24 protein-coding genes are annotated in these 23,402 nt (G+C 57.0%); 12 read left to right on the forward strand and 12 right to left on the reverse strand.

Features of this window, described 5'->3' with window-relative positions; translation table 11 throughout:
• The first annotated feature begins 28 nt into the window (after positions 1 to 28).
• The 5 genes from iaaA to gsiD are packed head-to-tail and all read left to right on the forward strand — an operon-like array spanning position 29 to position 6,289.
• Positions 29 to 970, forward strand: coding sequence for a beta-aspartyl-peptidase (iaaA, locus tag AB2B48_RS01155; RefSeq protein ID WP_368300577.1), 942 nt, complete (start codon positions 29 to 31; stop codon positions 968 to 970).
• 11 nt (positions 971 to 981) lie between these two features.
• Positions 982 to 2,841 carry a glutathione ABC transporter ATP-binding protein GsiA gene (gene gsiA, locus AB2B48_RS01160; protein ID WP_368300578.1) on the forward strand — a complete coding sequence of 620 codons (1,860 nt, stop codon included), beginning with the start codon at positions 982 to 984 and terminating at the stop codon, positions 2,839 to 2,841.
• Between the two features lie 23 nt (positions 2,842 to 2,864).
• Positions 2,865 to 4,403: a glutathione ABC transporter substrate-binding protein GsiB gene (gsiB, locus tag AB2B48_RS01165; RefSeq protein ID WP_333012060.1), complete on the forward strand. Its 1,539-nt coding sequence runs from the start codon at positions 2,865 to 2,867 to the stop codon at positions 4,401 to 4,403.
• Between the two features lie 52 nt (positions 4,404 to 4,455).
• Positions 4,456 to 5,376 (forward strand): glutathione ABC transporter permease GsiC, encoded by a 921-nt coding sequence (gene gsiC, locus AB2B48_RS01170; protein WP_368300579.1) that lies wholly within the window; start codon positions 4,456 to 4,458, stop codon positions 5,374 to 5,376.
• Between the two features lies 1 nt (position 5,377).
• Positions 5,378 to 6,289, forward strand: coding sequence for a glutathione ABC transporter permease GsiD (gene gsiD / locus AB2B48_RS01175; RefSeq protein ID WP_185666663.1), 912 nt, complete (start codon positions 5,378 to 5,380; stop codon positions 6,287 to 6,289).
• Positions 6,290 to 6,337: 48 nt separating this feature from the next.
• Here gsiD and AB2B48_RS01180 read toward each other — a convergent pair whose 3' ends face one another.
• Together AB2B48_RS01180 and AB2B48_RS01185 are read right to left on the reverse strand one after the other, a co-directional pair.
• Complete coding sequence (locus AB2B48_RS01180) at positions 6,338 to 6,667, reverse strand: helix-turn-helix domain-containing protein (RefSeq protein ID WP_185666662.1); 330 nt, start codon at positions 6,665 to 6,667, stop codon at positions 6,338 to 6,340.
• The gene (locus tag AB2B48_RS01185) at positions 6,664 to 7,044 is read right to left on the reverse strand and encodes a type II toxin-antitoxin system RelE/ParE family toxin (protein WP_368300580.1); all 381 of its coding nucleotides are present in this window, start codon (positions 7,042 to 7,044) and stop codon (positions 6,664 to 6,666) included. The genes AB2B48_RS01180 and AB2B48_RS01185 overlap by 4 nt, the downstream gene beginning before the upstream one ends.
• Before the next feature lie 284 nt (positions 7,045 to 7,328).
• On the opposite strand from AB2B48_RS01185, the gene AB2B48_RS01190 reads away from it, so the two are divergent.
• The gene (locus AB2B48_RS01190) at positions 7,329 to 7,712 is read left to right on the forward strand and encodes a biofilm formation regulator BssR (protein WP_185666660.1); all 384 of its coding nucleotides are present in this window, start codon (positions 7,329 to 7,331) and stop codon (positions 7,710 to 7,712) included.
• Between the two features lie 41 nt (positions 7,713 to 7,753).
• Here AB2B48_RS01190 and AB2B48_RS01195 read toward each other — a convergent pair whose 3' ends face one another.
• On the reverse strand, positions 7,754 to 9,040 hold the full coding sequence (locus tag AB2B48_RS01195) for an ABC transporter substrate-binding protein (protein WP_368300581.1): 1,287 nt from the start codon (positions 9,038 to 9,040) through the stop codon (positions 7,754 to 7,756).
• 24 nt (positions 9,041 to 9,064) lie between these two features.
• Positions 9,065 to 10,144 (reverse strand): cellulase family glycosylhydrolase, encoded by a 1,080-nt coding sequence (locus AB2B48_RS01200; protein WP_185666658.1) that lies wholly within the window; start codon positions 10,142 to 10,144, stop codon positions 9,065 to 9,067.
• Between the two features lie 143 nt (positions 10,145 to 10,287).
• Here AB2B48_RS01200 and AB2B48_RS01205 point away from each other — a divergent pair, with 143 nt between their 5' ends.
• On the forward strand, positions 10,288 to 11,298 hold the full coding sequence (locus AB2B48_RS01205; protein ID WP_368300582.1) for a LacI family DNA-binding transcriptional regulator: 1,011 nt from the start codon (positions 10,288 to 10,290) through the stop codon (positions 11,296 to 11,298).
• A 5-nt stretch (positions 11,299 to 11,303) separates the two neighbouring features.
• On the opposite strand, the gene AB2B48_RS01210 is transcribed toward AB2B48_RS01205, so the two are convergent.
• Positions 11,304 to 11,924 (reverse strand): glutathione S-transferase family protein, encoded by a 621-nt coding sequence (locus tag AB2B48_RS01210; protein WP_368300583.1) that lies wholly within the window; start codon positions 11,922 to 11,924, stop codon positions 11,304 to 11,306.
• Between the two features lie 232 nt (positions 11,925 to 12,156).
• Between AB2B48_RS01210 and dacC the strand changes: the two genes are divergently transcribed.
• Positions 12,157 to 13,359 (forward strand): serine-type D-Ala-D-Ala carboxypeptidase, encoded by a 1,203-nt coding sequence (gene dacC, locus AB2B48_RS01215; RefSeq protein ID WP_220441043.1) that lies wholly within the window; start codon positions 12,157 to 12,159, stop codon positions 13,357 to 13,359.
• Positions 13,360 to 13,366: 7 nt separating this feature from the next.
• Here the strand turns inward: dacC and deoR are convergent, their stop codons facing one another.
• Both deoR and ybjG read right to left on the reverse strand, forming a co-directional pair.
• The gene (gene deoR / locus AB2B48_RS01220) at positions 13,367 to 14,125 is read right to left on the reverse strand and encodes a DNA-binding transcriptional repressor DeoR (RefSeq protein WP_368300584.1); all 759 of its coding nucleotides are present in this window, start codon (positions 14,123 to 14,125) and stop codon (positions 13,367 to 13,369) included.
• A gap of 70 nt (positions 14,126 to 14,195) precedes the next feature.
• Entirely contained in the window at positions 14,196 to 14,804 is a 609-nt protein-coding gene (gene ybjG / locus AB2B48_RS01225; RefSeq protein ID WP_368300585.1) for an undecaprenyl-diphosphate phosphatase, read from the reverse strand.
• Positions 14,805 to 15,076: 272 nt separating this feature from the next.
• Between ybjG and AB2B48_RS01230 the strand changes: the two genes are divergently transcribed.
• A complete protein-coding gene (locus tag AB2B48_RS01230) occupies positions 15,077 to 16,312 on the forward strand; it encodes an MFS transporter (RefSeq protein WP_185666641.1) in 1,236 nt (411 codons plus the stop codon).
• Between the two features lie 86 nt (positions 16,313 to 16,398).
• Here the strand turns inward: AB2B48_RS01230 and AB2B48_RS01235 are convergent, their stop codons facing one another.
• Together AB2B48_RS01235 and AB2B48_RS01240 are read right to left on the reverse strand one after the other, a co-directional pair.
• On the reverse strand, positions 16,399 to 17,211 hold the full coding sequence (locus AB2B48_RS01235) for a Cof-type HAD-IIB family hydrolase (RefSeq protein WP_368300586.1): 813 nt from the start codon (positions 17,209 to 17,211) through the stop codon (positions 16,399 to 16,401).
• Positions 17,211 to 18,413 carry an MFS transporter gene (locus AB2B48_RS01240; protein ID WP_185666639.1) on the reverse strand — a complete coding sequence of 401 codons (1,203 nt, stop codon included), beginning with the start codon at positions 18,411 to 18,413 and terminating at the stop codon, positions 17,211 to 17,213. Before AB2B48_RS01240 ends, AB2B48_RS01235 begins: the two co-directional genes overlap by 1 nt.
• Positions 18,414 to 18,494: 81 nt before the next feature.
• Between AB2B48_RS01240 and AB2B48_RS01245 the strand changes: the two genes are divergently transcribed.
• Positions 18,495 to 19,043 carry a TetR/AcrR family transcriptional regulator gene (locus tag AB2B48_RS01245; protein WP_368300587.1) on the forward strand — a complete coding sequence of 183 codons (549 nt, stop codon included), beginning with the start codon at positions 18,495 to 18,497 and terminating at the stop codon, positions 19,041 to 19,043.
• A 43-nt stretch (positions 19,044 to 19,086) separates the two neighbouring features.
• Positions 19,087 to 19,479, forward strand: coding sequence for a GFA family protein (locus AB2B48_RS01250; RefSeq protein ID WP_368300588.1), 393 nt, complete (start codon positions 19,087 to 19,089; stop codon positions 19,477 to 19,479).
• Here the strand turns inward: AB2B48_RS01250 and AB2B48_RS01255 are convergent.
• Positions 19,476 to 20,273: an SDR family NAD(P)-dependent oxidoreductase gene (locus AB2B48_RS01255; protein ID WP_368300589.1), complete on the reverse strand. Its 798-nt coding sequence runs from the start codon at positions 20,271 to 20,273 to the stop codon at positions 19,476 to 19,478. The two genes, AB2B48_RS01250 and AB2B48_RS01255, sit on opposite strands and share 4 nt — an antisense overlap.
• Before the next feature lie 297 nt (positions 20,274 to 20,570).
• A complete protein-coding gene (locus tag AB2B48_RS01260; protein ID WP_368300590.1) occupies positions 20,571 to 22,259 on the reverse strand; it encodes an aspartate:alanine antiporter in 1,689 nt (562 codons plus the stop codon).
• 384 nt (positions 22,260 to 22,643) lie between these two features.
• Between AB2B48_RS01260 and AB2B48_RS01265 the strand changes: the two genes are divergently transcribed.
• A complete protein-coding gene (locus AB2B48_RS01265; protein ID WP_220441037.1) occupies positions 22,644 to 23,030 on the forward strand; it encodes an inner membrane protein YbjM in 387 nt (128 codons plus the stop codon).
• A 21-nt stretch (positions 23,031 to 23,051) separates the two neighbouring features.
• On the opposite strand, the gene AB2B48_RS01270 is transcribed toward AB2B48_RS01265, so the two are convergent.
• The gene (locus tag AB2B48_RS01270; RefSeq protein WP_035894505.1) at positions 23,052 to 23,315 is read right to left on the reverse strand and encodes a GrxA family glutaredoxin; all 264 of its coding nucleotides are present in this window, start codon (positions 23,313 to 23,315) and stop codon (positions 23,052 to 23,054) included.
• Between the last annotated feature and the right edge of the window lie 87 nt (positions 23,316 to 23,402).

Here is a 23,402-nt window from a genome sequence, read left to right on the forward strand (position 1 = left end):
TAAAGAAAATGAGGTAAGGGATCGCTTAATGGGCAAGGCAGTCATTGCAATACACGGCGGGGCTGGCGCGATTAGCCGCAGCCAGCTGTCGGCAGAAAAAGAACAACAATACGTCACCGCGCTTTCCGACATCGTCGAAAGCGTACAGGGCATGCTGGAGTCCGGCGCGAGCGCGCTGGATGCGGTCACCGAAGCGGTACGCCAGCTTGAAGAGTGCCCGCTGTTTAACGCCGGGATTGGCGCGGTCTTCACCTCGGCAGAGACGCATGAGCTGGACGCCTGTGTGATGGACGGCTACTCGCTGCAGGCGGGGGCCGTTGCCGGAGTAAAACATCTGCGCAACCCGGTGCTGGCGGCCAGAAGCGTGCTGGAAAATAGCCCGCACGTGATGCTGATTGGCGAGGGGGCGGAAGCCTTTGCGCAGTCGCAGGGAATGGAGTTGGTGAATAATTCGCTGTTCTCCACCGACGAACGCTTCCAGCAACTGCTGGTGGCCCGCAGCAACGGCGACTTTAGTCTCGACCATGACGCGGCTCCGCTGGATGAACAGCAAAAAATGGGCACGGTGGGTGCCGTGGCCCTGGATCTCAATGGCAACCTGGCGGCGGCCACCTCGACCGGCGGGATGACCAACAAACTGCCCGGTCGGGTGGGTGACAGCCCGCTGGTGGGGGCGGGGTGCTATGCCAATAACGCCAGCGTTGCGGTCTCTTGCACCGGCACGGGTGAAGTCTTCATTCGTACGCTGGCAGCGTACGACATCGCCGCGTTGATGGAGTACGGTAACCTCAGCCTTTACGAGGCCTGCGAGCGTGTGGTGATGGAAAAGCTGCCCGCGCTTGGCGGCAGCGGTGGTCTCATCGCCATTGACCGCGAAGGCAACGTGGTGCTGCCGTTTAACAGTGAAGGCATGTACCGCGCCTGGGCCTACGCCGGTGACACACCGACCATTGGTATCTATAAGGAATAGAAGGAGTTACCGTGCCGCATTCCGCTGAGCTTGATAGCGCGCAGGTGCTGAGCGTTGAGAACCTGAACGTGACGTTTCGTCAGGATGGGCAGCCCGTGCGCGCCGTACATCAGCTCTCTTTTCATCTTAATCGCGGTGAAACGCTGGCGATTGTGGGGGAGTCCGGCTCGGGGAAATCGGTCACGGCGCTGGCATTAATGCGCCTGCTGGAGCAGTCCGGCAGCCAGGTGAACATGGATAGCCTGCTGCTGCGCCGACGCAATCGCGAGGTGATTGATCTTCAGGAGCAGACACCTGCGCAAATGCGCAGCGTGCGCGGTGCCGACATCGCCATGATCTTCCAGGAGCCGATGACCTCGCTGAACCCGGTGTTTACCATCGGCGAGCAAATTGCCGAGTCTATTCGTCTGCATCAGGGGCTTGGGCGCGAAGAGGCGCTGGCCGAGGCGAAAAAAATGCTCGATAAGGTGCGCATTCCGGAAGCGCAGGCCATGCTGTCACGCTACCCGCATCAGCTTTCCGGTGGCATGCGCCAGCGGGTGATGATTGCGATGGCGCTGTCGTGCCGCCCGGCGGTGCTGATTGCCGACGAACCCACCACCGCGTTGGACGTTACCATTCAGGCGCAGATCCTGCAGCTTATCGACGTGCTGCAAAAAGAGATGTCGATGGGGGTGATTTTTATCACTCACGATATGGGCGTAGTGGCTGAAATCGCCGACCGGGTGCTGGTGATGCATCAGGGTGAAGTGGTCGAAAGCGGGCTAGTGGACGAGATCTTTACCGCGCCGCAGCACCCGTATACGCGCCGTTTGCTGGCGGCAGTGCCGCGCCTGGGCGCAATGCGCGGCAGCGACTATCCTAAAAGCTTCCCGGATTTCAATGCACCGGAGAGTGAACCGCAGCAGCAAGACACCGTTGTCGAGGGTAAGCCGATCCTCAAGGTGCGCAATCTGGTGGCGCGTTTCCCGCTGCGCGGTGGCATTCTGAACCGCGTCACTCGTGAAGTGCACGCGGTAGAAAACGTCAGTTTTGATTTATGGCCCGGCGAGACGCTGGCGCTGGTGGGCGAATCCGGTTGCGGAAAATCCACCACCGGGCGAGCGCTGCTGCGGCTGGTGGAGTCGCAAAGCGGCACCATTACCTTTAACGGTGAGCGCATTGATACGCTCTCGGCGCATCAGCTTCAGCCGTTGCGCCGCGATATTCAGTTTATCTTCCAGGACCCGTACGCCTCGCTCGACCCGCGCCACACCGTCGGCTTCTCGATTATGGAGCCGCTGCGCATTCATGGCGCGTTGCAGGGTGAGGCCCTACAGCAGCGGGTGGAGTGGCTATTGCAGCGCGTGGGCCTACAGCCGGAGCACGCGTGGCGCTATCCGCATGAGTTTTCCGGCGGTCAGCGACAGCGTATCTGTATTGCCCGCGCGCTGGCGCTGAACCCGAAGGTGGTGATTGCCGATGAATCGGTCTCGGCGCTGGACGTCTCGATTCGTGCGCAGATCATCAATCTGCTGCTGTCGCTACAGCGGGAGATGGGCATCGCATTTCTGTTTATTTCGCATGATATGGCGGTGGTCGAGCGCATCAGCCACCGTGTGGCGGTGATGTACCGTGGGCGCATCGTGGAAATTGGCCCGCGCCGCGCGGTGTTTGAAAACCCGCAGCATCCGTATACCCGTAAGCTGCTCGCCGCCGTACCGGTGGCGGACCCGGCCCATCGGCGGCCGCAGCGCGTGCTGCTGTCGGACGATCTGCCGGGCAATATCTACAAACGGGGTGAAGAAGTCGAACCCATTAATTTGCAACAGGTTTCACCGGGGCACTATGTCGCCAGGGAGCCGGCTAGCAGTGCGCTGATCAATAGATAATAAAACCATAGGCAGGGGACAACATGACACAACGCGTTTCACGTAAATGGCTGGTCGCACTGGGCGTGGCTTCCGCGCTGGCGGCTTCTCCCGCGTTCGCGGCAAAAGATGTGGTCGTGGCGGTAGGCTCCAACTTCACCACGCTTGACCCGTATGATGCCAACGACACGCTGTCGCAGGCGGTGGCGAAATCCTTCTATCAGGGGCTATTTGGTCTTGATAAAGAGATGAAGCTGCAGAACGTACTGGCGGAAAGCTACACCGTTTCTGACGATGGCAAGGTCTACACTCTGAAGCTACGTCAGGGAGTCAAATTCCAGGACGGCACCGATTTTAACGCCGAGGCGGTGAAGGTTAACCTCGATCGCGCCAGCAACCCGGATAGCCACCTCAAGCGCTATAACCTGTATAAAAATATCGATAAAACCGAGGTCGTTGACGACCAGACGGTGAAGATCACCTTGAAGCAGCCGTTCTCGGCGTTTATCAATATTCTGGCCCACCCGGCAACGGCGATGATCTCCCCGGCGGCGCTGAAGAAATACGGCAATGAAATTGGCTTCCATCCGGTGGGTACCGGGCCGTATAAGCTCGATACCTGGAACCAGACTGACTTCGTGAAGGTCAGCAAGTTTGCTGGCTACTGGCAGCAAGGGCTACCGAAGCTGGACTCTATTACCTGGCGTCCGGTGGTTGATAACAACACGCGTGCCGCGATGCTGCAAACCGGCGAGGCGCAGTTTGCCTTCCCCATTCCTTACGAGCAGGCGGCGCTGCTGGCCAAAAACAGCCAGCTTGAACTGGTGGCGAGCCCATCCATCATGCAGCGCTATATCAGCATGAACGTGACGCAAAAGCCGTTTGATAATCCGAAGGTGCGCGAGGCCATTAACTACGCCATCAACCGTCAGGCGCTGGTGAAGGTGGCCTTCGCGGGCTACGCCACTCCGGCTACCGGCGTGGTGCCGCCGTCTATCGCCTACGCTCAGCAGTATCAGCCGTGGCCGTACGACCCGGCAAAAGCTAAAGCGCTGCTGAAAGAGGCGGGCTACCCGAACGGCTTTAGCACCACGCTCTGGTCGTCGCACAACCACAGTACCGCACAGAAGGTGCTGCAGTTTACCCAGCAGCAGCTGGCGCAAATTGGTATTAAGGCACAGGTGACGGCGATGGATGCCGGCCAGCGCGCGGCGGAAGTGGAAGCGAAAGGGCAGAAAGAGAGCGGTGTGAGAATGTTCTACACCGGCTGGTCCGCCTCGACGGGCGAAGCCGATTGGGCGCTGTCGCCGCTGTTTGCCTCGTCTAACTGGCCGCCAACCCAGTTTAATACCGCGTTCTACAGCAACCCGCAGGTGGATAAAGACCTGACGGCGGCGCTGCAAACGACGGATGCGAAAGAAAAAGCACGGCTCTACCAAGAGGCCCAGGATATTATCTGGAAAGAGTCGCCGTGGGTGCCGCTGGTGGTAGAGAAACTGGTTTCGGCGCACAGCAAGTCATTGACCGGGTTCTACATTATGCCGGACACGGGCTTCAGCTTTGACGATGCGGATTTGAAGTAAGCGACGTCTCCCTGCGTCATGATGGCGCAGGGAGCTTACGGCAAGGAGAGTCATGCTTAACTATGTTCTTAAACGCCTGCTCGGCCTGATCCCGACGCTGTTTATCGTGGCGGTGCTGGTGTTTTTATTTGTCCATCTGCTTCCCGGCGACCCGGCGCGACTGATTGCCGGGCCGGAAGCGGACGCGCAGGTTATCGCGATGGTTCGCCAGCAGCTAGGGCTGGATCAGCCGCTGTACGTTCAGTTCTGGCACTACATCACCCACGCCGTGCAGGGCGATTTTGGTATCTCAATGGTGTCACGCCGCCCGGTATCCGAAGAGATTGCCAGCCGCTTTCTGCCAACGCTGTTACTGACCCTCGCCAGCATGGTCTGGGCGGTGATTTTTGGCATGGCTGCGGGGATTGCCGCCGCGGTGTGGCGCAACCGCTGGCCGGATCGTCTCGGCATGGCGCTGGCGATCACCGGGATCTCCTTCCCGGCGTTTGCGCTGGGGATGCTGCTGATGCAAATTTTCTCCGTCGAGCTTGGCTGGCTGCCAACCGTGGGCGCCGACAGCTGGCAGCACTACATTTTGCCGTCCATCACTCTTGGTGCCGCCGTGGCCTCGGTGATGGCGCGCTTTACCCGCGCCTCGTTTGTTGACGTGCTCAATGAAGACTATATGCGTACCGCCCGCGCCAAAGGGGTGAGCGAAAAAGTGGTGGTGCTGAAACACGGGCTGCGTAACGCCATGATCCCGGTGGTGACGATGATGGGGCTGCAGTTTGGCTTCCTGCTCGGCGGCTCGATTGTGGTGGAGAAAGTCTTTAACTGGCCGGGGCTTGGACGCCTGCTGGTGGATTCGGTGGAGATGCGTGATTACCCGGTGATTCAGGCCGAGGTGCTGCTGTTTTCGCTGGAGTTTATTCTTATCAACTTAGTGGTGGATGTGCTCTACGCCGCCATTAACCCGGCTATCAGGTATAAATAACGTGCGATTATTCAATTGGCGTCGGCAGGCGGCGCTTAACGCCATGCCGGTGATGCAAGCGGGGACGCCGCGCACGCCGTGGCGAGAATTCTGGCGGCGCTTTCGCCAGCAACCGGTAGCGATGGCTTCCGGCATTTTCGTACTGCTGCTGATTATCGTGGCGGTGGTGGCGCCGTGGATTGCGCCGTTTGATGCGGAAAACTACTTCGATTACGACCGCCTGAACGACGGCCCATCGCTGATCCACTGGTTCGGCGTAGATTCGCTCGGGCGCGATATTTTCAGCCGAGTGCTGGTGGGCGCGCAAATCTCGCTTACCGCGGGCGTATTTGCGGTATTGATTGGCTCGCTGATTGGCACCGTGCTCGGGCTGTTGGCGGGCTACTACGAAGGCTGGTGGGATCGTATCATCATGCGCGTCTGCGATGTGCTGTTTGCCTTCCCCGGCATCCTGCTGGCGATTGCCGTGGTCGCGATTATGGGCAGCGGCATGACCAACGTGATTATCGCCGTGGCGATTTTCTCGGTTCCGGCCTTTGCTCGCCTGGTGCGCGGCAATACGCTGGTGCTGAAGCAGCAAACCTTTATCGAGTCGGCTCGCAGCATCGGCGCCAGCGACCGGGTTATCCTGTTCCAGCATATTCTGCCCGGCACGGTCTCTTCTATCGTGGTCTATTTCACCATGCGTATCGGGGTCTCGATTATCTCCGCCGCCAGCCTGTCGTTCCTCGGCCTCGGTGCACAGCCGCCGACGCCGGAATGGGGGGCGATGCTCAACGAAGCGCGCGCGGATATGGTGATTGCACCACACGTCGCAGTCTTCCCGGCGCTGGCGATTTTCCTGACGGTGCTGGCATTTAACCTGCTGGGTGACGGCCTGCGCGACGCGCTGGATCCGAAGCTGAAAGGGTAGTCAAACTGAGAGCCCGGCTTTGCAATACCAGGCCGGGCTAGCGCTGGCTTACTTGGTGAACACTTCTGGGCCTTTAGCCGCCAGAGTATTGAGAATGCGCAGCGCTGGGCCGCTGGGTTTTATTTCGTTGCGCTCCCATTTGGACACGCTCTCTTTAGACATTCCCAGCGTGTGCGCCAATATAGACTGAGACATGCCGAAACGGGCACGAACCGCCTTAATCTCTTCACCAGACATCATCTTAACGGCGGCAATACGTGTTTTAAGCTCGCGCGCTTTTAAAAGCTTACTGATTTCAGCAACGTCGCCCTCTGGCATAAGGCCAAGTGCGTTAAGCTCTTTAGCGTCATCAAGCATTGCTTTGAGTTTGTTAGTCATTTATCTACCTCAACTAAAAAACCGGTGGCCAGGAGTTTTGCGATATCCGTATCAGTGAAGGCTAAAAACGCGCTAGCCAATTTTCGATAAGCAATAAGTTCGTCATCTTCTATTTCTTTACCATTTCCACTGCTGACACTATTTTTCGCCCAACCATCGTAGAAAAAAATATGTCGATCGTATTTGAAAAAGATGACGGTTCTTGCGCCACCACTTTTGCCTTGCTGCAGAGGCAGGCGTTTTTTGATTACCCCTCCGCCTAAATTCGCTTCCCAAACACCCTGTTTGATATCTTCGGCAGCTTTCAATAGCACGTCGTCCGTGATGCCAAGCTTTTTGGTGTTTTGGTTGAATCGTTTTGCCTTATAGATAGCCATGATTCACCTCAACCTGGTAACTGTTACTATAGTAAAGATTACGGTGTTTTCATACAAGAAGAGGAGGCGGCTAAGGGGGACATTCAGAATATGACCGGGTTACTGTAACAGGTAGTCCGGTTACGTGAGTGCTCTACTGCTCGTTTGCCCTCTCAGTGCGCCTTAAAATGATTGCTATTTTGTTAAAAGTGTTATGAATGATGAATTGTTGATATCGCGCAGCATTCCTTTCGTTAAGCAATCTCATAATGAAAGGGCCAATGGGTGGCAAGGGAGGTAAATGCATGACGGATAGCAAACTGAAACGCCAGATGATGAGGCGACTCATCAATGCGCGAATTGACCTTGATGCCTATTTGCAGCTTCGAAAGGCAAAGGGGTATATGTCAGTCGGTGATAACGATCATCTGCGTACTAACCTGCTCGAACTGTGTGGCGAACTACGGGGTAACGCTGTGCCGCTTAAGCGGTGTAGTTCGTTGAACGAACTGGAAATGATGCGGCAGGCGGGTGAGGCCTTAGCGTCCGCTGCCGTATGCTTGATGACGGGGCGCTACGACTGCCCGTCCTATATTGCGGTTAACGTGGAAACGCTTGAGCGCTGCCTGACGGCGTTGACGACCAGCATTCGTAAGCTGGATGCTGAATCACCAATGACTCACGCTTGAAATCAGGGGGACAGCCGTCCCCCTGTCTATGATCTTCTCCCTTAGCGCATGATTCGCCGTAGAATACGGTTCGCTTGCTCTTCAAAGTGGGTGGCGGCCTGGTCTACCGTGGCTTTGCCGTAGTCGATGCTTTGCAGCGCCGCGAGGAAAAGGGCGGTGAACTGCGGATCTTCAAGATAGGGCATCGCCTTCGCGTGGTTTGGCAACGCGGCGGACTGCGTCAGCCCGGTCAGCACCGGATCGTCCTCTTTCAGTAACCCGGCATCGCGCAGGATCTGCGCCCCGGCCTTACTCAGCGGCACGCCGCGCTCTAACCCCACCGGCACCACGCCCTCTTTTTCACTCATCAGGAAGTTGATCAGCAGCGCCGCTTCCTGCGGGTGACGGGTGTTTTTACTGATAGAGAGCATCAGCGCGGTCTTGTTAAACTGCCCGGCATCTTTGGCACCTTCGCGCATTGGATAATCGCCCATCACCAGGTCGGTCGGGTTACTCAGGTTCTGCGACTCGGCGGTGTACATCACGTTCCAGTTGTAGATACCGCCCCATTCGCCGTTAATCCACGGCTTCATTTCATAGGCAATGCCTTTGCCGAATGAGGCCATCGTGCGGGAGTCCGGCACGGTATGCGCCGCCACCAGTTGACGATAGAAGGTGAAGGCTTGTACCAGATCGTCATGGTTCCAGCCGAGTTTACGGGTCTTCTCATCCACCATCGGCTTCTGATTCCCCTGATAGACCCAGGAGTTCAGGAGCAGCAGCGAATCCTGCTCGGTCAGGATCAGCGGATAGTAGTTATCCCCGAGCTTCTCTTTAAACACCGGCCCGGCTTTGAGCAGGTCTTCCCAGCTTTTCGGCAGCGGCACGCCGGCTTTTTTCCAGGTGGCGGCATTGTAGTAAAACAGCATCACGTTGGCGGAAACCGGGATGGCGTTGACCTTGCCATTCACCGTCGTGCTGGCGAGTGAGGCGGGGGAGAACTGATCGAGGCCGATGGGCTGGCTCAGTTGGTTGAGATCGTAAAAACCGTCGCCGGTTTTGGACAGCAGCGTCAGCCAGTTCCAGTTGGTCTGGATAACGTCGGCTTCGGTGTTGCTGTTAATCTGCGTGGTCAGGCGCGAGTAGAACCCGTCCCAGCCGGTGTACTCCGCCTTCACTTTAATATTGGGGTATTTGGCCTCAAAGGCGTCCAGCGCCTTTAGGGTAGCCTGATTTCGGGCTTTACCGCCCCACCAGGCAAAACGGAGTTCCACCTGATCGGCGCTGTGCGCGACAGGCATCGCACCGAAACCGCAGCAGGCAAGCAGGAACAAGGCTGACTTTTTCATGGATGAATCCTCCGTGTATCACAATTAACGATGCGTCTGGCGATAGCCGGTCAGCGCTTTCACCAGCTGCATTTCTTCTTCACACCACGGTTTGCCGTCGGGTGTCAGCACGTCGTGGAACCACAGCGATTGGGGATCGGGATGATCTCTGTTGACGCTGGTCCACGGGATCCAGGTCTGCGTTTTGCCCTGCACCAGTCCCCATTGATAGCAGCCAGTATCGAAAGCGCAGAACAGCGGCAGTTGCTCGCTGAACGTGCAGTCCATGTGCCGCGCCAGCCATTCGGTGCACAGTATCGGGCGCTGATAGGCCATCAGGCTTTCCAGCACGCCGAGCTGACGGGCGGCGTTGTTGTAGTTGTGGTAGCTGATGATGTCGGATAACCGCAGCGCGGCAATATCAATGGGGTGCTGTAGCGTGCCGTACTGGGGGTGATCAATGTGCCACGCGCCCACGGTGAGCGGCTGGCTTGGGCCCACTTCACGCGCCCAGCCGAAGGTCGCGGTCATCAGCTCCAGTGCGAAGGTCTCCAACGCTTGGTCATACTCTGCCGATTCGGTCGCTGACAGGTTAATGCCACGGTTGCCCGGTTCGTTGTAGAGATCCCAGATGGTGATACGCTCATCATCCTTAAAACGGCTGAGTACGTCGCGGACGTAGGCTTCAATGCGTGGCCACTGGCTTGGGTCCATCACGATGGCCCGACCGGGGCTTGCCGCCGCTTGGCTGTTGTGCACGCCCTCGCGCGGTGGCTTTTGCGGGCCGAGGTACGGCTCATCGCCGGAGAAACCACAGTCGTCCATCAGGGTGAGCATCACCTGAATCTGGTGTTTTTTCGCCAGTGCTAAAAAGGCGTCGATGCGTGCCAGCAGGCCGTCACGGTCGGCTTCCCAGACGATAAACGGCAGGTTAGTGCGCAGCGCGTTATAGCCGTAGCCGTGCGCCCAGCCCAGCTCCTGGTCGATGGTCTGCACATCGAAAGTCTCCGCCTGCCACATTTCGGTCCAGTTGACCGCGCTGCGCGGCAGATAGTTAAAGCCGCATGCCCAACCATGCTGTTGATACCAGGCCTGCGCCTGTGATTCGCGCCATTGCGAGTGCATATTTTTTCTCCTTGCTAATAATTATTAGCTAATATTTATTAACTCAGGCGCAAGGCGCAATCCTGACGCGGTTGAACTGTCGGGTTGTTCACAAAAAAAGCGTGGGATAACTGTGCTATAGTCGGCGGCGACAAGGAGTGAACATGGCGAAGAAAAACAAAATAACGATGAGTGATATTGCCAGGGAAGCGGGCGTTTCGCAGGCAACGGTCTCTCTGGTGCTCAACAATAGCCGGGCTATTCGCCTGAGTGAAGCCACCCGCGACCGCGTCTATGCGGCAGCGGCGGCGCTTGGCTATCAAAAGATTATCGTGCCTCATCGTCAGGAAGGGCAGGAGGAAATTGCCCTGCTGCTGTGCGGAATGCCGAACTATGACCCCTTCGTCGAGGCCATTAGCGATGCTGTCTCCGCCGCCTGGCAGCGGGATACTCTGCTGACCGTTTATGACTATGGCGACGATCTGGAGATGGCGGCGCATATTCTGCGTCAGCTGGATCAGCGTGCTTGCGCGGGGGTGATTCTGGCAAGCCCGGTGACCCGCGCCTTTGATTTCTCGCCGTTCGACGCGCTTATCCATAAACCGGTGGTGCTGTTAAACCAGTACGACCCGCAGCGCCCGCTGCTGCCGACCTTTCTGCCTGATGACCGCGCCAACGCCTGCCAGATAGTCAGCCATCTGCTGTCGCAGGGCATCACGCGTATTGCGCATATCATGGGCGATGATTGGATGGATGCCAGCGTGCTGCGCCTCGAAGGGTATCGCCAGACGCTGGAGCAGGCCGGGATCGCGGTGGACGACACGCTGATTAAACCGACTGACTGGTCGTTGAATGCCACCTTTAACGCCACACTTGAGCTGATGCGCTTGCCGGAACCGCCGCAGGCCATTTTCTGCGCCAGCGACTGGATGACCCTTGGCTGCTATCAGGCGCTCGCCACGCTCAATATTGCTATTCCGCGCGACGTGCTGGTGTGTGGTTATGACGATCAGCGTATTGCGCACCAACTGACTCCGGCGCTGACCAGCGTGCAGCTAGCCTATAGCGAGCTGGGAAGAATGGCGGTGAATTACCTGTGTGAGGGGGATGATACGGCGGCGCATGTCCGGCTGGTGGGGAAACTGCAGGTGCGCGGGAGCAGCCAGCGCACCTGAGTGGCTTAACTCACCGGAATCATCACCACGTCGCGGAACGCCGGACGCTGTGCGAGCTGCTGATACCAGCGCTCAAGATGTGGCAGCGACGGCCAGGTTTTGACGGTTTCCAGCACGTTATAGACAAATGGCGCCACGGCGATATCGCCCACGCCAAACTGCTCGCCGGAAAGCCAGGTTTGATTCGCCAGCGTATTGTCGAGGATCGCCAGCAGCGGTTTGCAGGCTTCAATCGCCGCATTGATTTCGGCCATGTTACGCTGCTCTACCGGCGTTCTCACCAGCCCGAAGAGGATTTTACGGTGCACCGGCGAGAGGGTTTCGTTGGCCCAGTCCATCCACTTTTCGCTTTTCGCCCGCTGAACCGGCGACGCCTGCCACAGGCTCTCGGCGCCGTACTGCGCCGCCAGATAACGCACGATGGAGTTTGATTCCCACAGCACGTCATCGCCGTCTTTTAGCATCGGTACCAGGCCGTTAGGGTTAAGTGCCAGATAGGCCGCGTCGCGGTTCACGCCAAATCCCTGGCCCGCCATAATTTGCTCATACGGCAGGCCAAGCTCTGCCAGCGTCCAGCGCACTTTTTTCACGTTCGTTGAGTTATTTCTTCCCCACAGCGTTAGCATATCCACTCCCGTTTATTTAGCAGAGATTAAATGTGGGCCAAAGTAAACGCTTACGCAATCTCGATCAAAAAAAATGTCAGGTTTTCAGCACAATCAGGGGATCTTGCGTAAACTTAAAAAACTTTACCAACTCACTGTTTCTTTAAGAGAGTTTCTACGTTATTACTCACGGCCTGGTGCAGCACGGTACTGTCGTGGCGTGTTTTTGGGAATGGATACTTGGGTGGCTTTTATGATGTGTAACGCTAACTCCTTCAAGAGTCTGATGGCAGGCTCAGCGCTTTTACTTTTAGTGGCACCGGCGGTGCAGGCGGCGGAACAACTTCCGGACGCGCCAGCAATCGACGCCCGTGCTTTTATATTAATGGATTACGCCAGCGGTAAGGTCCTGACAGAGGGCAATGCCGATGAGAAGCTCGACCCGGCCAGCCTGACAAAAATCATGACCAGCTACGTGGTCGGTCAGGCGCTGAAGGCGAATAAAATCAAGCTCACCGATATGGTGACCATCGGACGTGACGCGTGGGCCACCGGTAACCCGGCGCTGCGCGGCTCATCGGTGATGTTCCTCAAGCCCGGCGAGCAGGTTTCCGTTGAGAACCTCAATAAAGGGGTGATAATCCAGTCGGGCAACGATGCCAGCATCGCCATTGCCGACTACGTTGCCGGCAGCCAGGACTCCTTCGTTAGCCTGATGAACGGCTACGCGCAGAAAATCGGCCTCACCAATACCACCTTCAAAACCGTTCACGGCCTGGATGCGCCTGGGCAGTACAGCACCGCGCGCGATATGGCGTTGCTGACCAGAGCGATGATTCACGATGTGCCGGAAGAGTATGCGGTACATAAAGAGAAAGAGTTCACCTTCAACAACATCCGCCAGCCAAACCGCAACCGTCTGCTGTGGAGTTCGAACCTCAACGTTGATGGCGTGAAAACCGGTACTACGGCGGGTGCAGGTTATAACCTGGTGTCCTCGGCCACTCAGGGCGATATGCGCCTGATTGCGGTGGTGCTGGGTACCAAGAGCGACCGCGTGCGTTTTAACGAGTCGGAGAAGCTGCTGACCTGGGGCTTCCGTTTCTATGAAACCGTTACGCCAATCAAGCCGGATGCCACCTTTATCAGCCAGCGCGTCTGGTTTGGTGATAAGAGTGAAGTGAACCTTGGGGCAGGGGAAGCCGGTTCGGTGACCATCCCGAAAGGCCAGCTGAAAAACCTGAAGGCCAGCTATACCTTAAGCCAGCCGCAGCTGACCGCGCCGTTAACTAAAGGCCAGGTGGTCGGCACCATCGACTTCAAGCTTAACGACAAAACCATTGAGCAGCGTCCGCTGATCGTGATGGAAGCGGTCGAAGAGGGCGGCTTCTTCAGCCGCATGATGGACTTCGTGCTGATGAAATTCCACGAGTGGTTCGGCAGCTGGTTCTCGTAATATCCCGCTAATACAGTAGCGAAATTTGCTGCTGTTTTGCCAGCGCCACCAGCTCATCATCCGGGCAGATGTCGCTGGCAATCACATCAAAGCGCGTCAGGTCACCCATGCGGGCCGGGCGCACTTTGCCAAACTTGCTGTGATCCGCCACCAGCACATGGTAGCGCGCCTGGCGCATCGCCCAGTGCTTCACCGGCAGCTCTTCAAGATTAAAACAGGTTGCCCCCATTTCAATATCGATACCGGCTGCGGAATAGAAGGCGATGTCCGGGCAGAGGTGTGAAAGCGTGTCCTGCTCGCTCAGCGGTTTGAAAATAGCGTTGCTGGCGTGGAATTCGCCGCCGCAGAGAATGGGCCGACAGTTGGGTTTATCCTGCAGCGCTAAAAAAGTGTTTAGCGAGTAACAGACGGCGGTAAACGGCAGGTCGTTATCAATGGCGTCGATAATCCACGGCGTGGTGGTGCCGCAGTCGAAAAAGGCCATCTGGTGCGGTTTCAGCAGCGCCGCCGCGTGGCGAGCCGCTCGTTTTTTCTCGTCAACCAGACGAGTTTTCTGGTCGCTTAGCAGATAATGAGGAACGCTACGTGGCTCTAGTACGACGTAACCGCCGAGCAGTACGACAGGCCCGCTCTCGCTGTTAAGATCGCGACGAATCGTCATTTCAGAAACGCCAAGCAGTGCTGCCGCTTCTTTGAGATGCAGCTTATCGCTACGTTTCAGTGCCTGAATCAGTTGACCCATTCGCTCGTCGCGTCGTGTTTCCATAGTTCCTCTAGCGGAAATGCCCCGGCAAGGATGCCGGGGTCAACGCGTTATTTTACCTGCGAGCGCAGGTCTAGTCACGCACCCAGCCTTTACGAATTGGCACCGAGAAGATCATGCGGTACAGCTGCTGTAATCGCGGGTAGACGGTGGCGCCGATAAACTGCCACAGCATTTGCGACACCATGCAGCCGACAAGGCCGCTCAGGAAGCCGCCGAGCATATCCATCGGCCAGTGCACGCCGAGGTAGACGCGGGACCACGCGATCGCGACGCCGACCACCATCAGCACCAGACCGGACCACAGGCGATGCCAGAACAAAAACGCCAGCGCAAAGGTGAAGATCACCGTGCCGTGGTCGCTTGGGAAGGAGTTATCCGGCGCGTGGTGCAGGAAGGTGTGGCCGATGTTCTCCACAAACGGGCGTTCATGCGGGAACAGTTGACCAATCATCCACGACAGCGAGAGGCTAACGGCGATGGCTAATGCGACTTTAATCACCAGATGGCGCTGTGCCTGAACCTGCTTACGTTCCCCCCACAGCCACATGGCCGCGGCGAGCAGGGGAACGATCAGGATCAGATCCTGAGCAATAAAAGTGGCGAATGAAATTGCCCAGGGGGCGGACGCTGGGGTTGCGTTAATCAGCAAAAACAGCGAGTGGTTAAGGTTTTCCAGCATAACGTTCCGGTTTCGCAAATGACGGTTTTATGACAGCTACCTTAAAAAGCCAATCCTGGACCGTAAAGCGGTATTGTCTGAATCACGCTATCGGCGTACAAGTGTCTGAAATTAAGGTCCTGCACTCAGTGGCGTAGAGTATAACGCTTGCTACCTTAAGCGAATCTTAACAGCGTCAATTTGTGCGAAATCGTTAAGCTGCGTGATAATTAACTATCACCACTACTGCGCATTGATTAAACTTGCGCGTTTTTATGATAGATGCGAGCCACATGGATACTTCCTCTTCTTCCCGGAAACGCTTAGGGCGTAAGGCAATTTTGTTCCCGCTTTGCCTCGTGCTCTACGAATTTTCCACCTATATCGGCAACGATATGATCCAGCCGGGCATGCTTGCTGTCGTCAAAGAATTTAACGCGGGTAACGAGTGGGTACCGACCTCGATGACCGCGTATCTGGCCGGTGGCATGTTCCTGCAATGGCTGCTTGGGCCGCTATCGGACCGTATCGGCCGCCGCCCGGTGATGTTAACCGGCGTTATCTGGTTTATCGTCACCTGTCTTGCCACGTTGCTGGTGAGCAATATTGAGCAGTTTACCTTCCTGCGTTTCTTGCAGGGGGTGAGCCTGTGCTTTATTGGCGCGGTGGGCTATGCGGCAATCCAGGAGTCGTTCGACGAGGCGACCTGTATCAAGATTACGGCGCTGATGGCGAACGTCGCGCTGATTGCGCCGCTGTTGGGGCCGCTGGTGGGCGCGGCGTGGATCCACGTGGCGCGCTGGGAAGGGATGTTTGTGCTCTTCGCCGCGCTGTCGGCTATTGCCTTCGTCGGCCTGTTTAAATCAATGCCGGAAACGGCGACCCGGATCGGTGAAACGCTGTCGCTGAAAACGCTGGGCCGTGATTACCGCGAAGTGCTGAAAAACGGGCGTTTCGTTGCGGGTGCGCTGGCAACGGGTTTTGTCAGCCTGCCGCTGCTGGCGTGGATTGCTCAGTCACCGGTGATTATCATCAGCGGCGAGCATGCCAGCAGCTATGAGTACGGCCTGCTGCAGGTGCCTATTTTCGGCGCGCTGATCCTCGGTAACCTGGTGCTGGCGCGTCTGACCTCGCGCCGTACGGTGCGTGCGCTGATTATCGCCGGGGGTTATCCGATTATGTTTGGTCTGGTGCTGGCTGCGGCGGCGACGGTGGTGTCATCCCATGCCTATTTATGGATGACCGCTGGTTTAAGCTTCTACGCCTTCGGGATTGGCCTTGCCAACGCCGGGCTGGTGCGTCTGACGCTGTTTGCCAGCGATATGAGTAAAGGCACGGTCTCTGCGGCGATGGGGATGCTGCAAATGCTGATCTTCACGGTGGGGATTGAGCTCAGTAAGCATTGCTATGAGCTGGGCGGAATTGGTCTGTTCAGCCTGTTTAACCTGGCGGGCGGCCTGCTGTGGCTGGGGTTGATGACGATGTTCCTGCGGGATAAAGCGGTAGGTAGCGGGTTGCAACCGCAGTAAATAACCCCGGCGGCGCTTCGCTTGGACGGGCTACTGGTGTGGTAGCCCGGACGAGGTGCGGAGCACCGACTCCGGGGTTGGCACTATCAAGCAAACGGCGCTTCGCCCTTCAACGCCTTATCAATGATCTCCAGCACGCCTTCTTCATTGTTGTGCGGCGCATGATAGCCCGCCACGGCTTTCACCGCGTCGTTGGCGTTAGCCATCGCAAAACCGTAGCCTGCCTGCTTCACCATCTCAATATCGTTGCCGCTGTCGCCAAAGGCCACGACTTCATCATCGCTCACGCCCCAGCGATCCTGCAATAACCGCAGGCCGTTGGCCTTGTGGACGCCTGGAATAATCAGGTCGATACTGCCGTGACCGGTGGTCACTGCGGTCAGCATATGGCCGAGTTTCTCATCGAGCAGCGCCTGCATCTGCGGCACTTTCTCGTCCGGGATATTGAGCGCGAACTTCAGAATGGTGTCATCGAGATTATCGAAATTGTCCACCAGTTCCAGACGGTGATAGTAGCGTACGGCAATATCGTGGAAGCTTTGGTCGTAGTTTTTCAGCGTGTAGGCGCTCTTTTTGCCGCAGACGATAATCTCAATTTCCGGACGAGTGTGCAGGAAAGCGGCGATTTTATCGACGTGGTCGCGCGGCATGGCACAGTTGTAGACGTCTTCGCCGGCATCGCGCACCCAGCCGCCGTTTTCGGCGACGAAGGCAATTTCATCCACAATCTCCGGGAAGAACGAGGCCAGCTGGTAATACTGGTTGCCGCTGGCGACCACAAAGTGGATCTGCTGCGCTTTCATCTGCTGATATTGCTGCTGAAAGCGCTCGCGGTTATAGGTTTTTTTATCGTTCAGGAACGTGCCATCCATGTCGACAGCGATCAGTTTAACGCTCATCAATGACTCTCCATTACAACGCGGGGCTCAGGTTTTGCCACCGCTTTCGCCACCAGAGCGGCAATAAGAACCAGCGCCAGTACGGCCAGCATCGCGCTACGCAGGCCGTAATGTTCGCCGAGGAAGCCGAGCAGCGGCGGGCCAACCAGGAAGGCCAGATACCCGGTGGTGGCGACAACGCTCACGCGGGTAGGGGCGTCCGGGCCGGTGTCGCTGGCGGCGGAAATAGTCAGCGGGAAGCCAAGCGATGCGCCAAGGCCCCACAGAATAACCGACACGCCCGCAACCCAGGCGCTGTCGACAAAGATAATCAGGGCAATGCCCAGCGCACCCATCAGCGCGCTGGCGCGTACTACGGTAACACGGCTGTAGCGGTCGATAAACCAGCCGCCGGTAAAGCGCCCGACCGTCATGCCCAGCGTGAAGCCAGCGTAAATCAGCGAGCCGGAGGTTGGGCTAAAGCCGTGGCCGTCAACCATCAGCAGCGGCAGCCAGTCGTTGGCGGAGCCTTCGGCAAAGGCCATCGCCAGCACCACCACGCCAATCAGCATCAGCTGCATGTCGCGCCAGAACGGCACGCCTTTTTCCTGATGGTGCGCATCTTCCGCCGCGTTTTTGCCAGTGCCTTCCGGAATGGCTTTAATGGCGATAGCGATTGGCGCAATGCCTATCAGCGCCGCCACGAAGATGTGCCACATCGCCGGTAAGCCAAACGCGGTGACCGCCATACCAACGCCCGCGCCCACTAACGTTCCGAAGCTATAAAAGCCGTGCATCATCGGCAGCACGGTTTTTTTCATCTCACGCTCAACTGCTGCGCCTTCGACGTTGATGGCCACTTCGGCGGAACCGAAGCTAGCACCGAAAATAGCCAACCCGAAGGCGAAAATCCACGCGGAGCCGAAGTGCAGCGCGAGGCTTAAAATCATCATGCCAAAGACGGCGCACGACATGGTGGTACGGATGACCTTACGGGTCCCGAATCGTTTCACCAGAAACGCGGAACAAAGGATGCCGCTCATCGAACCAATCGACAGGCCAAACAGCACGATGCCCATCTCAGCCGTTGAAACCGATAAAATATCGCGGATTGCCGGGGTTCGCGTAGCCCAGGAGGCCATGAGTAAACCGGGTAAAAAGAAGAACATAAAGAGCGCCCACATGCGTAACTGCAGGGCTTTACGGGAGGTTAACGTTGTCATCCATTCGCGTCAGGTCGGAAAGTGTGCAGACAACACTAACAAGCTTGTGTACATTTGTACATAACCAGAAAGAGGATAATTATGGCTCGCCGACCGAATGACCCGCAGCGCCGGGAGCGCATCCTGGATGCGACGCTCGAAACTATCGCCACGCACGGGATTAGCGCGGTAACGCACCGTAAAATCGCCAGCTGCGCCGACGTGCCGCTTGGTTCGATGACCTATTATTTTGACGGTATTGAAGCTCTGCTCGGGGAAGCGTTTAGCGCCTTTACCGAACGGATGTCGCTGGAGTACACCGCCTTTTTTGATGATGTAGGGACGCCGCGCGATGCCTGTGATGCGGTGGCGGAGCTCATCTTCAGCAGTCAGGTCACCACGCCAAAAAATATGACCCTGATGTACCAGTTCTATGCGCTGGCGAGCAGTTCACCTGCCATGAAGGCGGTAATGCAACGCTGGATGCAACGCAGCCAGCAGACGCTGGAGCAGTGGTTCGATCCGGCAACCGCCCGCGCGCTGGATGCCTTTATTGAAGGGATGACGCTGCATTTCGTAACCGACCGCCAGCCGCTCGACCGCGACGCCATCCGAAAAATGGTAGGGCGGATCGCCGGGGAGAGCGCCTGAAAAGCGTGTACGCTTAGCGAGAACGCAAAACGGAGATCTCGCGATGACAACCCTGCTTTCCGGCGGCTGCCTGTGCGGCCATATTACCTTCACCGCCGCTAACCCCGGCGCTTCCCACAGCTGCTCCTGCGATCTCTGCCAGAAGCATACCGGCGCCCAGTCGGTTATCTGGCTGGAGTTTGACGCCGACGATGTGCAATGGACCGGCGAGGGCGGAAAGCCCGCGACCTGGCGCTCTTCCGAGGCATCCAGCCGCGCCTTCTGCCCGCGCTGCGGCAGCTCGCTGGGGGCGATTGATGATGGCCCGGTTATTGCGCTGCTGAGCGGTGTTTTTGACCAGAACCAGGATGCGCGATTTGCACCCGCCTCCCACTCGTTTGAAGATATGAAGCCGCAGTGGTGGCAGGTGCTGTTTGCTGATGGACATAAGAACTAGCTAAGCGTAGCTCCGGCGGTCACGTTAACCACCGTGGCCGTCATTGCTCCTGCGCTGCTGGAGGCGAGAAAGGTCATCACCCCGGCGATTTGCTCAAGCGTTGGCAGGCGTTTCAGCATCGTGCCCTGTGCCGCGCCTCCTAACCATTCATCGACCGTTAGCGACATCGCCTGTGCTTTTTCAGCAAACAGTTCACCGGTATAAGACCCTGCCTCGACCGCCCCCTCGATAGCATGCGACCGCACGCCTAGCACCCGAATATTACGCGGCCCCAGTTCGCCTGCCAGCGCTCTGACCATCGCCTCCATTCCTGCACAGCCAACGATATGTCCCAGATGCCCCGGCATCGCCATGGTCGCTGCCGGGGCGACGACGTTCAGCATCACGCTATCGTGCTTGCCGCCCATATAGGGTGCCGTTGATTTGGCAATGATGAACTGCGCGGTGAGGAAAGGATCAATACCTTGCTTAAACTCTGCCAGCGACAGACGTTCCAGGTGTTTGCCCTGCTGATGCATAAACCCGGTAGCGTTGACCACGATATCGATGCCCAGCGTTTGTTCCGCAAGCTGTGCCACGCGTCGCTGGGTCGCCTGTTCATCAAGCACATCAACGGTAAAGGTGCTGACGGTGCCACCTTCTGAACGTATACGCTCTGCGGTAGCGTCGAGCTTCTGCTGGTTACGCGCTGCCAGATGCACCAGCGCCCCTTCCCGCGCCATGGCAAGCGCCACCGCGCCCCCAATCGCGCCGCTGCCGCCGAAGATGACGGCGACTTTGCCTGCAAGCAACATGAGTCACCTCGAATGTTGAGTGGGTGTCATAGAAGTATGGGACAGGGGGAGGGGGATGCAAGCGAAGGGGCAACGTGGTGATGGTTTCGGGGAGTGTAGTGGATTGATTTTTAAAGGGGATGCGAAATTCAGGCAACAAAAAACCCATCAACCTTGAACCAAAGATGGCGGGGTTGATGGGCTCCACAAAATGGGGACATCAAAGAAAAGCAGTGGCACTAATTAAGACTCGCACCCTGATAAAAAGTTCTGCGTTGCGCAAAAATTTTTTTCTTTTCTTTGTTCCCCTGGCCAGCGCTAGCCGCCTAGCCCTGGCCAGATGATGATAATCAGCGTACCGGCAAGGGTTAGCAGCACGTTGGCGATGGCGTAGGTGCCCGCATAGCCCAGCGCAGGAATGTTGCTGCGTGCGGTGTCGCTGATAATTTCCATCGCCGGAGCGCAGGTGCGTGCGCCCATGATGGCACCGAACAGCAGCGCGCGGTTCATGCGCAGCACGTAGGCGCCGAACAGGAAGCAAATCACTACCGGGATCAGGCTGACCAGCAGACCGGCTACCAGCATTTGACCGCCGACCACGCCGAGGCTCTTACCGATGCCGCCACCCGCGCTTAAGCCGACGCCTGCCATAAAGACCATCAGGCCAAACTCTTTCACCATGTTCAGCGCCCCCTGAGGGATATAGCCGAAGGTCGGGTGGTTGGCACGCAGGAAGCCCAGCATGATACCGGCGAACAGCAGACCGGCGGCGTTACCGATACCGAAGTTAAAGTTGCTGAACTGGAAGGTGATCATGCCGATCATCAGGCCGACGATAAAGAAGGCGCAGAAGGCTAGCAGGTCAGTGACCTGGCTGTGAATGGAAACGAAGCCGATGCGGTCGGCGACGGTTTTCACGCGGCGGGCATCGCCGCTGACCTGCAACACGTCGCCCTTGTTGAGCACGATGTTGTCGTCGATCGGCATTTCAATCTGGCTGCGGATCACGCGGTTAAGGAAGCAGCCGTGGTCGGTTAGCTTCAGCTGCGCCAGGCGGCGACCTACCACATTGTGGTTTTTAACCACGATCTCTTCGGTGACGATGCGCATGTCCAGCAGGTCGCGGTCGAACACCTCTTTGCCGTTACGGAAGCTTGGGTCAAGGCGTGCGTGCGCGTCCGGGTAGCCGACCAGCGAAATTTCATCGCCCATCTGCAGTACGGCATCACCGTCAGGGTTGGCCAGAATACCGTTACGGCGGATACGCTCGATGTAGCAGCCGGTCTGGCGATAAATGCCAAGCTCGCGCAGATTTTTGCCGTCGGCCCACGCCACCAGTTCCGGGCCTACGCGATAGGCGCGGATAACCGGCAGATAGACTTTACGGTTGGAGTCGGTGTCCAGACCGCGCTCGCGGGCGATTTGCTGGGCGCTGGTTTGAAGATCCTGATGCTGGAATTTTGGCAGGTAGCGGGCGGCGACAATCAAACTCACGAGACCAATCAGATAGGTCAGCGCATAGCCGAGGCTCAGGTGATCCTGTGCCTGCGCGAGCAGATTCGCTTCCATGCCGGAGTGGCGTAGCGTATCGCCAGCGCCCACCAGTACCGGGGTGGAGGTCATTGATCCGGCGAGCATCCCGGCCGTCAGGCCGATGTCCCAGCCAAAAAGCTTGCCGAGGCCTAATGCAATTAGCAGCGCGCTACCGACCATCACCAGGCCGAGCATCAGGTAATTTTTGCCGTCGCGGAAGAAAATTGAAAAAAAGTTCGGCCCGGCTTCTACACCGACGCAGAAAATAAACAGCATAAAGCCCAGATTCAGCGCTTCGGTGTTAATACTGAAGTGTTGCTGTCCTAATAGGAGAGAAACCACTAAAACGCCAATGGAATTACCGAGTTGGATGGAGCCAAGACGTAATTTGCCAAGACAAAGCCCCAGCGCTAATACCACGAATAATAACAGGATGTAATTCCCGTTTAACAAATCTGCGACGTTTATATTCACGGAGTCTAACTTATCGTTTACCAGTAACGTGTTGAAAGGAATGGTTATTTGGTCTACTGTTTACCACGGGCTAAGGTCTGCATTTTGCTATCCAGAACCCGAATAATAACCAGAAAATAGCGGTCAGTAGTTTAATCGTTCCTGATAGCTACGGCTAGCAACAATCGCTTTTAATACACATTACATATGATCAATCAGTCTGCATCGCGACGGTCAGAGAGTGAATCATCGGGCGCACGATATTTTAGCTCGGGAGAACGCTCCGAAAGTACTGATAGATAAAATGTAGCGAAGTTTTGGCAGGGAAGGCCAACAACTTTATCTGACTGGGTGTCCGTAAGGACGAAGTCTGGGGTTTGATAGAGATATTTTCAGGAGATGCGTGTGAAATCTGAACGCGGTTGGGCAGGAGTTATTTGCTGCTTCTTACTCTTTATTGTGGTCTTTTTTTCACTGATTCTGAACGTGAAGGGCGCGTTTCGTGCCAGCGGAAGTCCCGAACTGGGGCTGCTGTTTTTTATCGTCCCCGGTATTGTCTCGAGCTTTATCTCATCGCGTCGTCGAGTGCTGCGCCCGCTGGTTGGCGCTATTCTTGCGGCACCGCTTTGTCTTGTCCTGATGCGTCTCTTCTTCAGCAGCGATCGTTCGTTCTGGCAGGAACTGGCCTGGCTCTTCAGCGCCGTATTCTGGTGCGCGCTCGGTGCATTATGCTATCTGTTTATCAGCTCGCTCCTGCACGATAAGCGGCGAGAAAACAAACGCCCGCTTTAAGGGCGGGCGTTGATGGTGCTATCAGGCAAACAGGCCGAGATTCTCTTTCGCCCAGGCTTCAAAGTCTGTGCACCCGCCAATGTGTTTCTGATCGACAAAAATCTGCGGTACGGTTTCAACCGGCTTACCGACGGTTTTTTCCAGATCGGCTTTCGTGATGCCTTCCGCGTGGATGTCTACGTAGCGGTAGTTGAAATCATCACGCTCCTGGGTCAGCTTTTCCGCCAGCTCTTTTGCACGTACACAGTAAGGGCAGCCTGGACGACCAAAAATTACGGTAAACATAGTGTTTCTCCTCAAACGAGCGGAATAATCAACGTGCCTGTCGGCGAATGGCGCTTATCATGCCGCGCGAAGCGATGCGGGGAAAGA

The organism is Kluyvera sichuanensis, assembly GCF_040930405.1.
In the GTDB taxonomy this organism is placed as follows: Bacteria; Pseudomonadota; Gammaproteobacteria; order Enterobacterales; family Enterobacteriaceae; genus Kluyvera; species Kluyvera sichuanensis.

Excerpts from the sequence above, each read along its gene's own strand:
- AB2B48_RS01190 (WP_185666660.1), top strand. The coding sequence starts at position 7,329 with ATGACGGATAGCAAACTGAAACGCCAGATGATGAGGCGACTCATCAAT.
- AB2B48_RS01230 (WP_185666641.1), top strand. The coding sequence starts at position 15,077 with ATGGATACTTCCTCTTCTTCCCGGAAACGCTTAGGGCGTAAGGCAATT.
- deoR (WP_368300584.1), bottom strand. The coding sequence starts at position 14,125 with ATGGAAACACGACGCGACGAGCGAATGGGTCAACTGATTCAGGCACTG.
- AB2B48_RS01270 (WP_035894505.1), bottom strand. The coding sequence starts at position 23,315 with ATGTTTACCGTAATTTTTGGTCGTCCAGGCTGCCCTTACTGTGTACGT.
- AB2B48_RS01240 (WP_185666639.1), bottom strand. The coding sequence starts at position 18,413 with ATGACAACGTTAACCTCCCGTAAAGCCCTGCAGTTACGCATGTGGGCG.
- AB2B48_RS01255 (WP_368300589.1), bottom strand. The coding sequence starts at position 20,273 with ATGTTGCTTGCAGGCAAAGTCGCCGTCATCTTCGGCGGCAGCGGCGCG.
- ybjG (WP_368300585.1), bottom strand. The coding sequence starts at position 14,804 with ATGCTGGAAAACCTTAACCACTCGCTGTTTTTGCTGATTAACGCAACC.
- AB2B48_RS01210 (WP_368300583.1), bottom strand. The coding sequence starts at position 11,924 with ATGCTAACGCTGTGGGGAAGAAATAACTCAACGAACGTGAAAAAAGTG.
- AB2B48_RS01200 (WP_185666658.1), bottom strand. The coding sequence starts at position 10,144 with ATGCACTCGCAATGGCGCGAATCACAGGCGCAGGCCTGGTATCAACAG.
- gsiC (WP_368300579.1), top strand. The coding sequence starts at position 4,456 with ATGCTTAACTATGTTCTTAAACGCCTGCTCGGCCTGATCCCGACGCTG.
- AB2B48_RS01205 (WP_368300582.1), top strand. The coding sequence starts at position 10,288 with ATGGCGAAGAAAAACAAAATAACGATGAGTGATATTGCCAGGGAAGCG.
- AB2B48_RS01250 (WP_368300588.1), top strand. The coding sequence starts at position 19,087 with ATGACAACCCTGCTTTCCGGCGGCTGCCTGTGCGGCCATATTACCTTC.
- AB2B48_RS01185 (WP_368300580.1), bottom strand. The coding sequence starts at position 7,044 with ATGGCTATCTATAAGGCAAAACGATTCAACCAAAACACCAAAAAGCTT.
- AB2B48_RS01245 (WP_368300587.1), top strand. The coding sequence starts at position 18,495 with ATGGCTCGCCGACCGAATGACCCGCAGCGCCGGGAGCGCATCCTGGAT.
- AB2B48_RS01195 (WP_368300581.1), bottom strand. The coding sequence starts at position 9,040 with ATGAAAAAGTCAGCCTTGTTCCTGCTTGCCTGCTGCGGTTTCGGTGCG.
- iaaA (WP_368300577.1), top strand. The coding sequence starts at position 29 with ATGGGCAAGGCAGTCATTGCAATACACGGCGGGGCTGGCGCGATTAGC.
- AB2B48_RS01235 (WP_368300586.1), bottom strand. The coding sequence starts at position 17,211 with ATGAGCGTTAAACTGATCGCTGTCGACATGGATGGCACGTTCCTGAAC.
- dacC (WP_220441043.1), top strand. The coding sequence starts at position 12,157 with ATGATGTGTAACGCTAACTCCTTCAAGAGTCTGATGGCAGGCTCAGCG.
- AB2B48_RS01180 (WP_185666662.1), bottom strand. The coding sequence starts at position 6,667 with ATGACTAACAAACTCAAAGCAATGCTTGATGACGCTAAAGAGCTTAAC.
- gsiB (WP_333012060.1), top strand. The coding sequence starts at position 2,865 with ATGACACAACGCGTTTCACGTAAATGGCTGGTCGCACTGGGCGTGGCT.